General features: G+C 44.6%; 10 protein-coding genes. 6 read left to right on the top strand and 4 right to left on the bottom strand.

From position 1 onward, the window contains the following. Positions 1 to 287: 287 nt before the first annotated feature. The 5 genes from dnm_RS05220 to dnm_RS05200 all read left to right on the top strand — a co-directional run bounded on the left by dnm_RS05220 (position 288) and on the right by dnm_RS05200 (position 6,344). The gene (locus dnm_RS05220) at positions 288 to 1,616 is read left to right on the top strand and encodes a hypothetical protein (protein ID WP_207679484.1); all 1,329 of its coding nucleotides are present in this window, start codon (positions 288 to 290) and stop codon (positions 1,614 to 1,616) included. 926 nt (positions 1,617 to 2,542) lie between these two features. Beyond that, positions 2,543 to 3,643, top strand: a complete 1,101-nt coding sequence (locus dnm_RS05215) for a transposase (protein ID WP_207677902.1) — start codon at positions 2,543 to 2,545, stop codon at positions 3,641 to 3,643. 103 nt (positions 3,644 to 3,746) lie between these two features. Further along, on the top strand, positions 3,747 to 4,625 hold the full coding sequence (locus dnm_RS05210; protein ID WP_207681641.1) for a hypothetical protein: 879 nt from the start codon (positions 3,747 to 3,749) through the stop codon (positions 4,623 to 4,625). After that, the gene (locus dnm_RS05205; RefSeq protein ID WP_207681640.1) at positions 4,597 to 4,890 is read left to right on the top strand and encodes a hypothetical protein; all 294 of its coding nucleotides are present in this window, start codon (positions 4,597 to 4,599) and stop codon (positions 4,888 to 4,890) included. The genes dnm_RS05210 and dnm_RS05205 overlap by 29 nt, the downstream gene beginning before the upstream one ends. A gap of 545 nt (positions 4,891 to 5,435) precedes the next feature. Continuing rightward, entirely contained in the window at positions 5,436 to 6,344 is a 909-nt protein-coding gene (locus dnm_RS05200; protein WP_207681639.1) for a rubredoxin-like domain-containing protein, read from the top strand. A 431-nt stretch (positions 6,345 to 6,775) separates the two neighbouring features. On the opposite strand, the gene dnm_RS05195 is transcribed toward dnm_RS05200, so the two are convergent. Next, positions 6,776 to 7,828 (bottom strand): DNA-methyltransferase, encoded by a 1,053-nt coding sequence (locus dnm_RS05195; protein WP_207681638.1) that lies wholly within the window; start codon positions 7,826 to 7,828, stop codon positions 6,776 to 6,778. 800 nt (positions 7,829 to 8,628) lie between these two features. Between dnm_RS05195 and dnm_RS05190 the strand changes: the two genes are divergently transcribed. Next, positions 8,629 to 9,555 carry a glycine cleavage system protein H gene (locus dnm_RS05190; protein WP_207681637.1) on the top strand — a complete coding sequence of 309 codons (927 nt, stop codon included), beginning with the start codon at positions 8,629 to 8,631 and terminating at the stop codon, positions 9,553 to 9,555. An 82-nt stretch (positions 9,556 to 9,637) separates the two neighbouring features. Here the strand turns inward: dnm_RS05190 and dnm_RS05185 are convergent, their stop codons facing one another. The 3 genes from dnm_RS05185 to dnm_RS05175 are packed head-to-tail and all read right to left on the bottom strand — an operon-like array spanning position 9,638 to position 12,741. Continuing rightward, positions 9,638 to 10,162 carry an archaemetzincin gene (locus tag dnm_RS05185; RefSeq protein ID WP_207681636.1) on the bottom strand — a complete coding sequence of 175 codons (525 nt, stop codon included), beginning with the start codon at positions 10,160 to 10,162 and terminating at the stop codon, positions 9,638 to 9,640. A 34-nt stretch (positions 10,163 to 10,196) separates the two neighbouring features. Next, on the bottom strand, positions 10,197 to 11,546 hold the full coding sequence (locus dnm_RS05180) for a sigma-54-dependent transcriptional regulator (protein WP_207681635.1): 1,350 nt from the start codon (positions 11,544 to 11,546) through the stop codon (positions 10,197 to 10,199). Positions 11,547 to 11,592: 46 nt separating this feature from the next. Next, positions 11,593 to 12,741 carry a two-component system sensor histidine kinase NtrB gene (locus dnm_RS05175; RefSeq protein ID WP_207681634.1) on the bottom strand — a complete coding sequence of 383 codons (1,149 nt, stop codon included), beginning with the start codon at positions 12,739 to 12,741 and terminating at the stop codon, positions 11,593 to 11,595. Between the last annotated feature and the right edge of the window lie 464 nt (positions 12,742 to 13,205).

Raw genomic sequence — 13,205 nt, 5'->3', positions numbered from 1 at the left:
TCAGGCCGCGACGCGGGGCAATCACAGATTTAAACTTTTGACCTTTCCAGTATTGAAATTAACATGCTGTTTATATTGAGTTTACATAAATTAATCTCATGAAAATGCGTTTGAAACCAGCTTATATTTTAAGAATGCGAATCTGTAGTCAGACACTCGGATTTAAAATTTTTCTTGGCATACGACGGACTTCGTGATATACTGTACAAATATACGGTTCGGAAATATATGTCCGAGCCTCTGACCGCCCTGATTCCGGGTGCCGATATTATAAGGAGGTTCTTATTATGACAACGAAAACCGCTGAGGAACATTTTACCGAAGAAATGCTTCGTGCCGCCGAGGAGTTCGGAAAAATACTCCGCCCGTATTTCCGCCGGATGCCTGATGAGGATATGGAAACCCTTCTTCTCATCAGCATGGCGGTATTTCTCGGAGCGGACAATGTTTACCAGGTTATGCAGGTGCTCGGACTCCCGAAAACCGCCACCTATGACCGTGTTAAAAACGTCAGTGTTTACTGCTGGCGTAAGTTCCTGCAGAATCACCTTTACAGCATCGCTGTTCCTCTCCTGCGGGAGAGGCTCACCATGAGCGATGCCACAAAAAGCCGGGACGGACTGATTATGGCAGTCGATGACTCCGTGATTGCCCGTATTGCCACGGAACTCGGCTATGTATGGAAATGGTGGAGCGGCCAGCTTAAACGCGTGGCGAACGGGCAGAACGTGATCGCTCTGATTCTGGTAATCGGCGACATTATTCTCCCTCTCGACGTGCGGATAGTCTCCAAACAGGGCAGGGGGCTTAAAACCAAGCCTGAGATATATGAGGAGATGCTGAAAGCCGCCGAAGCAAAATTCGAAGCCGCGGGCATTGACATCAGCCGCCTCGGAACTACAGGTGATGCGGCATATTTTTCTCAGGATATCGCGGCATTCTGCCGCGGTGAATGTTCGGAAGAAGCCTCGTCCGAATCGGATGCGTCAGCTACAGACACCGGCCTTGCGAACGAAGATGCCGAATCGTCCGATCCCGCACTCTTACTGACTCTTACCGGAATTTTCCGCGGCAAGGACAACTACGTCTTTGAAATTGACGGAGAAATCCGGAAGGCCGGCCAGTGGCGGAAAAATTTCAAAGATCGTCTTACTCCCGGATGGGGAACAGACGGACAGCCGGTGTATCGAACCGAAGCAGTAAGCGAAACCTTCGGCGAGGTTATTCTCGTCTTCTATATTCCGAAGGGGAAACGGGCGGTCAGCTACCTTATTATAGCAGGACGACCTCTGCGTAGCAGCGAGGCACTGCATGCCTTCGCCTTCCATCATCGCATCGAAGAATTCCGGAAGCTCCTCAAAGACACTCTCGAACTGGGAGCAATGCATCTCCGAGATCGGAAGGGGGCTCATGCCTGCGTCGGCGTCAAAGTCATCGCATACCTCGTCGTCAATATGATGAAGCAGAATCTGAGGAAGCTCCGACGCTTCCGAAATGTGACCATTAACAAGTTAGTCAGACTCTGCCCGAAGTTCGTTGACGTCCGAAAAATTTTCAAAGAGCATTTTCAGAGTATTATTCCCAATAATCACACGTTGGATAAGGCTTTAGCGTGATTTCAGAAAGGTCAAAACTTCATTTTCTGATGCTGAAGGATTTTGTTGATCCTGGTGTTCAAAAAAGTACAGGGAAAATAGATAAGAAAAGGAAAAAAAGCTTGTTCTTGTTCTTATTCCTTGCACCTGTAGTTGTCACGCTTTGTCGGACGGGGTTGTAAATCCTGTTCTGTAAACCACCTCGTCCACTGATTAATTTATATAACATTGATATGTAAGCGTCAACTGCAATCCCCTTGTTATCAATCTGTCAATCTTCCAAACAACGCTTGTTTTGGATTTGACACTCTGACCGCTTTTCGTTTATATGGAAGTATCAGGTGCTAAGAAAAAATTTTAAACTTTCATATTCAGTAGATCAAAAATTTTTTCTGATTATAACGGATTTAGGGGAGGGCCGACCAAACCCTGTAAGAGCGGCATATTTGTAGCAGCAGGTTTGCAGCCCCCCCAAGCCCCGTGAGGGCGGCATATTTGTAGTAAATCATGTCTCGAATATGCCGCCCCCACGGGGCTTTCCCGGCCCGGCATGATTTGCTACAAATATGCCGCCCCTATGGGGCTTTCCCGGCCTCCCCTAAATCCCTTATAATCAGAATCCGTTATAATCAGAAAATTGCGATCCGCTAATATTTTGTTGTTACCGACAGTAAGAACTGAAAACTGATCGCTCATCTTGAAAGCTTTCCTGAGATTCACTACCGTACACTTTTTTTAACTATTTTAAATTATTATATAAAGACGACCATAGTTGGTTTGAAATTTAAATAACTGTTTGTTTTTTAAATTTTTTTAAAATTCACCATCGGCTGTTTTTTCTGAGTAAATATTACTCATCTGAGATTATGACACAAAAAAATCTTAACAGAAAAATATAATAATGGTATGACAGCTTTCAGAAAATAACAGATAACAGGGAGGCTGTCATGAGCGACAATGTGAACAGATATCGTGAGATCAGAAAGGCTTTGGACAATATGTATCCGAAACAGCCGAAGGGAAACGAGGCCCGGCGCCTGAACACGCTGGCCGCGATAATCAGCGGCATCACGGGGAGCGGGAGCTGCCAGCTTCCGAAAATTGCAGGCAAAGTTCCGGATGAGAACGCCGCGCCGGCGAGTGTGGAAAAGCGTATAAAACGTTGGATTTCCAATGACAGCATTGAATCTGAAACATTTTTTCTGCCGTTCGCACAGGCGCTGCTGATCAGTCTGGGACTTTCCGAAATTGTGCTGGCAATGGACGGAAGCACGGTCGGCCGGGGATGCGTAACCCTGATGATCAGTGTGATTTATAAAAAACGTGCCCTGCCCCTTGCTTACACGGTGGTCAGAGGTAAGAAAGGTCATTTCCCGGAAGAAAGCCATGTCGGACTGGTCGGGGAGGTTGCCAACGTGATACCGGAATCCGCGCAGAAGGTTATTTTTCTTGGTGACGGAGAGTTCGACGGTGTCGGTTTGCAAAAAAATCTGGCCGAACGGGGATGGCTGTATGTGTGCCGAACGGCATATAATACCAAAATTTTTTGGGACGGAGAGGAGCATCGTCTTAATGTTCTCGGTGTGTTCACGGTTCCGGACAGCTATCGGTACATACGCAATGTTTTGTTCACAAATAAAAAATACGGACCGGTGACGGTTGTCGTCTGGTGGGCGAAAGGAAATAAGGAACCGATATATCTGGTTACGAATATGAGATCGCCCTGGGAAGCCTGCCAATATTATTCCAAACGGTTTCGTATCGAAACATTTTTTTCCGACCAGAAAAGCCGGGGGTTTAATATTCATAAAAGTCATATTTCCGACCCTGACCGGTTGCGCCGCCTTATGATCGGAGCGTGTCTTGCCTACATCTGGATTGTGTTCCTGGGAACACTGGCAACGGAACAGGGCTGGGACAGAATTATTCACCGTGCCGACCGATGTGATCTGAGTCTCTTTCAATTAGGTCTGAGCCTGTTGGAATATTTTTTAAATTACGACATACCTGTTCCGGTTGCCTTTCAAATGTTCAATCCGACTCTCTAGTCATCAATCATAAACGGAACCTGTGTCACATACAATTTATAAAATAAAATCAGATTATTATAAAAAGTGTACGGTAGTGAATCCTGAGAGGGAGATTTTAACTATGCCCATACTTTCAAATCTATGGAACAGGCTGATTCACCATATAGCAAAATACATACCCGGCGGCCTCGCAAATTTATATATCCGGCTGAGAATGCAGGAGAAAGCGGCCACGTTAATCAAAGCCAAGTTTGAGAAACTGGCTCCGCTGGAAGCTCGTATTGCAATGAATAACTATGAAGCAATAAAATGGGATATGCCCGGGGCCTGCAAATTCCTCATGGGATTAAAACCTGAGATCGCAGTTGCTATCCTTAATCAATGGTACAATAACGAAAAATTCAGCAACATTGCTTTCCGATCAGGTGTTCTGCTGAACATGATGCTGACAATGCCTGCCCAGACTTTTTTTAACCTTGAAGAAGATGCATTAAAGGAAAAACTTACCAAAATCATTACGCTGGTTGCAGATACAAATAAGCCGCTTCTTAAAGAAAGATTTGAAACCGGGCCTGTTGATCCCTCTCTCAAAATTCTGGAACTTGTGGCATCGCCTCCTGCCATCATTCCCTTTCTGTTAAATGACATAGCGGACCTGTGTCCTTTTTTTCTGGTTCAGCTTGAAAATAAAAATCCTGACCGGTTCAACTTTTTGTTTGAAAAATTTCCTGTTAATAAATCCAGAGAGATAAAGAAAAAAATGGGAGATATGAAAATGAACAAGTTAGAGAAAGAGGCGAAAAAGGGAGAGCTGAAGACAAAAGCGGAAGCGCTTGAAGATAAAAAGCTGGAGAAGGACTTAAAGATCAGTGTTGCAAAGAAAGAGGAAAGTATCGGAAACCTGGCTGATAAGATAAGTGACTTTCTGGGGATGTATATTCCGCCTGAGAGTAACAAGCCTGAATCTTCTGATGAAAGTCCGCAGGCTTCCGACGCATAAGCCGGACAGACACCATTTTGAAGTATCCCGCCAGTGTCAGTATAAAAATCGCTTTGTTATCCGGGGAGGCTCTCTGATCCCCCAAAAATATAGTTCAATGAGAATGCCTAACACGCCCCCGACAAATAAAAAAATTTTCATAATAACTGCTGAACAACTGATTGCCCAGCCCAGAAAGGCAAACAGGCACATGCACATTCCTCCTGATAAAATTGCCGGAAGAGCAACTCTTATCAAAAAAATCGCCAGACCCAATCCCACATAATAATACAGAGTAATAGCGAGTACTATTAAAAGAGCGAAAAAGATGCAGGCCCCGACAAACATAAGAACAGGTTCCGAGATAGTGTACATATTCAACCTCAATGAAACAGTTAGTTGTTTTTATCTCTGAAATTAATTTATAATACTGCTATTATAGGCTAATCAGACAAATGCTATAAGAATGACAATACTCATTGTTTTGAATTGATTCACTTTTTATTTTACTCATTTCATAAAACAGAGAAAATTGTCAATGGGGTAAAAGGAGTATTCTGAGGGGGCAAAATGCTACTTTTATATCAGTAGTTTTTATACATATGGAAAAAAAGTTCTTGTTATGAAAACATTTATAGGCTATTTAAGTACTTGGACAAAAGTTTTCCGGTATTTTTATCCGAGTCTCATTTAAGCCGGTTCGGGGAATTTTGCTGATAATTCTGCCTGAAAATATATGTCCGGGTACTTATAATGTGAAATCTGGCTTTAATAATGCGGTTTTAGCGGATTGAAAATTTAGCATTTACAGGAATTAAAAGGAGGATTTTTATGAAAACATGGAAATGTACGGTATGCGGCTATATTCAAAGAAGTGAAGAACCCCCTGAAAAATGCCCTGTGTGCGGGGTGGACCGAAGTATGTTCATAGAAATATTTTCGGAAAGCGCGGGAGAGCCTGAACCCAAATCAGCCATATCAGAACCCGAGTCTTTGAAAACATGGGAATGCACGGTATGCGCTTATACTGAAACAGGCAATACCCCGCCTGATGAATGCCCTGTTTGCGGATCAGACCGAAGCAAATTTGAAGAAACATTGCAGGAAAGCGATGAGCAGCCTGAACCAGAATCGGCTTCCATAAAAGAAAAACCAGATGTGGCGGACTCGGCTTCGGCAGAAATGAAACCGGATACTCAGGAAAAACCGGAACCCGCTGAACCAGAATCGGCTCCGGCAGAAATAAAAGCAGATACTCAGGAACCGGTTAAGCAAACTGGCAAACCAATCTATCTGAATATTTATGATAAAATTACCGGACTCATGACCAAATATCATATCCACCCGATCTCCGTTCACACGCCCAACGGCGTTCTCCCTGCTGCCGTGATTTTTGTTTTTCTGGCGGTTATCTTCCAGGCTGCCAGCTTCGGAGAAGCAGCTTTTTATAACCTGGTATTTGTCCTGCTTTCGATGCCGCTGGTCCTTTTTTCCGGTTATAATGACTGGAAAAGGATTTACGGAGGAAATCTGACCTCTGTGTTTTATACAAAAATGGTCTGCGGAGGCGTGGTGTTCTTTACATCGCTCATACTTGTCATTTGGTATATTATCAACCCTGATGTGGTAACAACCGGAAGCCGATGGGCATTCCTTTTTATCCACCTGATCATGCTGGCAGCAGCAGGTATTGCAGGGCATCTGGGCGGAAAACTGGTATTTGCGCACCGGGAGAATTGAAAATTGAAAATTAAAAAGAGGGATTTGGGAACTGAAAACTTCTACTATCAGATAATTTTCAATCCTTATTTTTTAGCCACAGCTTTATAAAAATAAGTAGCTAACCATAAGTTTTTAATATCTGCACAGAGAAGAAACCCGGCTTTTTTTTCGGAATGACGCGTCTCCGATAAAGGAAAAAGCCGGGTTTCTCCGCCGCTCGTGGAACATTTGAACTGACACCTGATTTGCAATATCCTGACAAGTCATAATATATTGATTGATAAAATTAATCGGATTTTTCAAATACCGACGATCTGACCATCTTATGGAATTTCAGGGTGGTGTTCTAAAACTGGACTTGATCCGATATTTGCTAAATTGATTCAAGGGGTTAAAAAGTTTAAGTCCAGTTTTAGAACACTACCGAATTTCAGAGCCGAAAATCAAAATCAGCAAATCTTTAACTGACTGAAATTATACTTTATATTTTTATGGGAAGGCCGTGATTCCTTTATTGTGGTTTTTTTGGGGCGTTTCTTGCCTCCGTCTGACGGCAACGGTTCCTCGTTATCAACGCCATTCCAGAGAGCAGCAGGATGAGAAAGCGTATAAGTCGGTATTTTTCTGTCTGGTTGTCTGACTGGAAATCGAAGTTTGGCACCCTCGATATAGTCTTTTTCCAATTCAACACATACCCACTTACGTTTTAATTTTTCAGCGGCTTCTCCGGTTACGCAGGAACCGCCGAACGGATCAAGAACAAAGTCGCCTTTGTCTGACAGCATACGAATAAAATACTCCGGAAGATCTACCGGAAATCTTGCAGGATGGGGCTTTATTCCGATTTCTTTGCACCTGACCAAATACGATGAATTACTTTCGGTGTTGGCAATTGCTATCAGGTTGGGCGGAATTGACGCACCATTATCGTTGGAGAATTTATCACTGATATCATGCCCGCTTGGTCGCAGTTTGGCTTTATACCCATTTTTAAGCAGTCCTTTCATTGAATCACTGTAAGGTACAAGCACTCTCCGGTTGCTGGCCTTTGGCCAAGGGGTTTTTGACAGCCACCACACGCAATTTATCGCATCTTTGACCCGGATGCGGCGTACATTAACCCATTCCGCAGGCGCAGGAAGTTTTGACGGATTCCACCAGAAGAACTCCTGTGCCAAATGGAACCCGTATTCACGACATAGCATTATCATCAATTCATAATGATAAAGTGATCTTGTTGGTTGTCCGGGTATCCACGCACCGCCAATGTCTATGACAAGGGAGCCATCATGTTTTAAGATTCTCCTGAATTGCTCTGCAAATGGCCGAAACCAATCTAAATATTCATGAGCATCAGCATTTCCGTAGTCTTTTTTTCTCACAAGTCCGAAAGGCGGCGAAGTCATAATCAAATTTACTTCGCCATCTTTTAAGGTGGGCATGTAACGCAATGCGTCAGCATGACAGATGCTGCCAAATTTAGTCTTAAAAATTTTTTTCATGTATAGTACTTAGATTTAGGTATGTCCCGGCATGATTTTTGCATGGGAAGGTTGTCCCGGAAAAAAAGCCGTTTCCGGGCCTGAAAATTTCATTCGTCCGTTCGGAATCCCGGAGGCCGCCTCTGTATGCAACTTTCGTGCCAGGACATACCTAAATCTAAATACTATATAACAGAATAGTTTCTGTTTCTGATGGCTGTCGCATAAGTTAAGCGGCACAAAGGACGGATCAGGGATTTTCTCCTCAGTTTAAGAACCCGCAGTCCTTTATGCCCGTTTTTGGGCAGATGCACCGTTTACTTGGCCCCACGGGCCCGAATATGAGGCAATCTTTCTGATTTTTATCATAAAAACTGATTCAAAAGATTAAAATGAAAAGTAACATGGCTTTTACGGGAAATCAAGATAAAAAACATAATCCCCGTAAGCAGCCGAAAAAGGGCATGTGAGTTTAGTCGGCCTGAATCTCGTTTAACCCTTAAAAAACGTAAACAATTGTCACACCGCGTGTTTCAAACTGCGACAGTTCTTTAATCTGCTTATTTTATTTATTTATTTTTTATCCATCCATTCTTTTTCCCATTCAGGGTGTAACGAATTTTTTCATATTCAAATTACCCCGAGAGACACGCTTTCAAACGAAACCACAAAAAAAATTATAAAAAATAAAATAATTTAAATGGTTAGATGCTGAGATAACTGAAGCTTTTCTTTTCTGGCACTTTTTTTGCATATATAAAATATCAGATACTGAATATCGCCAGTATCTGATATCAGACTACAAGAAAGGAGGTCCCGATATGAAAGAAAAGGTAGCGAAAACCAAAAAGAACAGGGTGATGGGATTTCAGGTGCTGGAGAATGAATGTATCTGGATGAAGGCAGGTGTCGTAAATTTCCGAACCTGTGATAATGCCTATGATTGCAATAATTGTATGTTTGACAAGGCAATGCAGCGTGCCATGGCATCTGACACGAGCAAGAAAAAACCAGGCTGGGTTGATCTGCTGAGAGAGAAGTATGACGGCGCGTCACGGCCCTGTCGCCATGTGCTGACGGGCCGCATAGACACACCGAAAATATGCGTTTCAAATTATGAGTGTCAGCATTGTGCTTTTGATCAGATGCTGGACCAGGAAGATACGGTCCCGATGGCAAACACTGCTCCTGAATATAAGAACGCATCCGGTTATCGGGTGGCAGACGGGTATTATTATCATATGGGTCATAGCTGGGCCAGGGTCGAACATGGGGGACGCATTCGGATCGGATTTGATGATTTCATGGTCAGGCTTTTCGGGACAGCCCAGATATTGGATACGCCGCCGCTGGGAGCCACCCTGGAACAAAACCAGGTGGGATGGACATTTGCCCGGGACAATCATAAAGCCGCGGTATTGTCTCCTGTCTCAGGTACTGTGGTCACAGTGAACCATAAGGCAAAGGATCATCCTGAACTTATCCATGAAGACCCGTATCAGGAGGGGTGGCTCTTTATCCTGGAGCCTGAATTTTCAAAAAAGAATCTGAAAAAGCTCTATTTCGGGGAAGATGCGCTGAACTGGATGGAACAGGAAAGCCGTCATCTGATGAGGCTCATGGGACCGGAATATGAACATCTCGAAGCCACCGGTGGTGAGCCGGTAGATGATTTTTTCGGATATTATCCGGAAATCGGATGGAATACGCTGGTTCAGACCTTTCTCCGAACCGCGAGGGTGTCTTAGATGCTTCAAAGATGCCGTTCCCGGGGGGACTCGGAAACACAGGGCATGTCTCGTGCAGCTTCTCCGATCCTCCCTCTGTCCCTCAGGTACGCACGCGTGAAAAAGCGCTTTCAAGATATGCGGAACAGTACTTGCAAAAATACAGAGGGGTATTGTCCAGTTCTTCAAGTCCTTTGGAGAAGTGCATAAGACATTTGATATCCCTGCAATGCTCAAGATGGCAAAGATGGCCGAATTCATGAAGTGCCACCTTTGCGGCCCTTTCCAAATTCTTCTCCAGTCTGAACAGGGAAATAATCGCGTATTTGCCGCCCAGCCTTGCTTCGCCAAAAACATGGGTAAAAAGGGGAACAAAAAGGTCAACATCAAAAACGCCGATCACCTTGTCATAACTGTCGAAATGCTCGGACTCAAAGGCTTTGATAATCAGCGCCGCGTTGTATTGACACCGCCGTTTGTCAAAGGCATATTCAGGGTGTTCCAGACGCGGCAGAATATCTGCGGAAAGGTTGAGATAACCGAGAAAATGGGATGCAATGACTTTCGGAGCGATCTCAGGAACCTCTCCCACGGGGACAACCCCGACGCGGATGTTTACAGGCTTCATAAGGCTGTGGCAGTTGCTGACCGGTTGGGGATTCTCATTTTGTCCTTTGCAAATTGTACCGTCTGATCATTCTGTGCAGGGTTGCCCGGCTGATATTCAGAATTTCGGATGACTTGGTGATATTCCAGTCATACTCTGAAAGTATGTGGCAAACATATTCCTTCTCCATATCACGCAGGGACCGCGGCTGCTTCAGCAGGGGATCCGACACGGGCCTGAGGAAAGAAAAATCCTCGGTTTTAAGTGTCCGGGACTTTGAAAGCACCACTGCTCTTTCAACAGCATTTTCCAGTTCCCTGACATTTCCGGGCCAGTCGTATGATTTCAGATGTTCCATGGCATCACGGGTGACATGATCCACATGCCGGGTTGTCTCATGACTGTATTTATCCAGGAAATGCTGAATCAGGAGAGGAATATCTTCCTTTCTTTTTCTCAAAGGGGGGAGGTGAATTGTAATCACATTGATACGGTAGAAAAAATCTTCTCTGAACGTTCCTTCTCTCATCTCTTTGTCAAGGTCCCGCCGGGTTGCGGAAATGAGACGGAACTCCACATCAACGGGACGGGTTTCTCCGACCCTGATGATTTGCTTCTCTTCCAGAACACGCAGGAGATCAACCTGCATTTTTGGGCTGATATCTCCGATTTCATCCAAAAAAAGCGTTCCCCCGGAAACAACTTCCAAAAACCCTTTGCGGGAGTGACTGGCACCGGTAAACGCGCCTTTCTGATACCCGAACAACTCACTTTCCAGAAGACTGTCCGGTAGTGCGCCGCAGTTGATCGCAATAAAAGGAAAATGGTTCCGATAGCTCTTGGCGTGGATCGCCTTTGCCACCAGCTCTTTACCGGTTCCTGTTTCTCCTAAAATCAGAATAGACGCGTCGCTTTCTGCAACCTCTGTAATCAGTCTGAAGATATTCCTCATTTCAGGGGACTGCCCGATAATGTTGTCAAAACGGGTGACTTCTTCCAATTGTCCTTTGAGATATCTGTATTCGGACGCCAGCTTCTTATGCTGAATAATTTTCTCCATCACAAGGGAGAGCTGATCCGGCTTAAAGGGTTTGAGCAGATAGTCGCTGGCTCCCATTTTCATGGCCTCGATGGCCGTCTCAACAGAGCCGTATGCTGTAATGATAATCACCGTTGTATCCGGATATTCCTCCTTAACCTTTTCCAGTAATTCAATGCCGTTCATTCCGGGCATCTTCATATCAACAAACAGAATATCAAAGGGGAATTTCTCCAGCTTTTCCAGGGCCTCGGACCCTGATGAAGCCGTGTCGGTCACATGCCCGGCCTTTTCAAACCAGTAAAAAAGGGATTCCCGGACGATCATTTCATCATCCACAATCATGACGCTCATTTTCTGGTCCATGGCTCTCCTTTGTTTGGTCAGCAGTTGCAACTGACAAGCGACAAAATTACAGCTTCGGAAATGTCAGAACAAAACAAGTTCCTTTTCCTTGCCGGCTCTTCACTTGAATATCTCCTTCATGATTTTTTACCATGCCGTAAACAATGGACAATCCGAGACCTGTGCCTTTTCCTTCTTCCTTGGTGGTAAAAAAAGGGTCAAAGATGTGTTCAAGGTCCTCGTCAGAAATTCCGTAACCGGTATCCCGGATTTCTATTCGGAAATTTTTTGACACATTGTCCTGTTCCGAAACAATGAGGAGTTCTCCTCCCCCGGGCATGGCCTCAATCGCGTTAAAAATAAGATTGAGAAAGCATTGTTGCAACTGATTGGAGTCTCCCATTACCACTAAGGGCCGGGAGGACAGTTTTGTTTCCAGACGGATATCCGTAAGCTCCATTTTATGACGGGTCAGTGAAATCACCGCGTTCAGAACGTCATTGATATCCACCTCTGCATAATCAATGGGCGATTCCCTGGAAAAGGAAAGAAGACCGGAAACAATTTGCCCACAGCGTTCCAATTCCCCGGACATCAGAGAAACATATTTTTTAAATTTTTCCAAATCCTCTTTTCCCGGGTCCCCTTCTTCCAAAATCGTGTGCATGAGATGGCTGAAAGTCAGCAGTCCCTGAATCGGATTGTTTATCTCATGAACACAGCTCGCCACCAGTTTGCCCAGGGAAATCATCCGATCTTCCTGGATCAGCTTTTTCATATCCGTCTCCATTCGCCTTATGCGTTCTTCGCATCGGAATGAGAATTCTTTTGTGATATCTCTCCACAATTCAATGATTCGTACAATTGTGTCATTCTGATCCCTTATGGGATAGGTGGCAATATTGAAGTAACGTGTCTCATCTGTCGAAGTGTGATACTCGTGGATGATATGAGCAGATCTGCCGGTTCTCAGGGTTTTCACCAAGGGGCATTCAAACCCTGTCTGCGAAGGCGTGCAAGGCATATTATATCCCCCGATAATCTCATGACAGGGTTTTCCCACCACCTCGGCCTTGGATTTTTTTACTGCCTTGAGATAGGTTTTGTTTGCGTCAACAATGGTAAAATCTGTGTTCAGAACCACGATTCCCAGATTGACCTGCTGAAAAAGAATGTCATAAGACCCTTTTTCAAGGAGCATTTGCTGTTCTGGCATAATTAATCCGTTAGTTTAGCTTTTCATGTCTTAATCATTTGAACTGTTCTCATACATTAGTATGAATAGTATATTTTATCACAAATAGCAAGAGAAAATTTTTTCACGGAGTTCTTTCGGAATCGGACCTGTGTATTCTTTTTTCCGTTTGCCGGACGGGGTTTTTGTTTGCCGGACGGGGTTTGCAACCCCGTCCGAAACGTTTCCTCAAATGCCGGACGGGGTTTGCAACCCCGTCCGAAACGTTTCCTCAAATGCCGGACGGGGTTTGCAACCCCGTCCGAAACGTTTCCTCAAATGCCGGACGGGGTTTGCAACCCCATCCGAAACGTTTCCTCAAATGCCGGACGGGGTTTGCAACCCCATCCGAAATGTTTCGAATGCCGGAAATGCCGGACAGGGTTTTGCAGGATGGGGTTTGCAACCCCATCCGAAACGTTTCCTCAAATGCCGGACGGGGTTTG

This window comes from Desulfonema magnum, assembly GCF_017377395.1.
Taxonomy (GTDB): Bacteria; Desulfobacterota; Desulfobacteria; order Desulfobacterales; family 4be13; genus Desulfonema_C; species Desulfonema_C magnum.
Note: the sequence above shows the minus strand (reverse complement) of the source record. Positions and strands in the feature narration are given on the sequence as shown.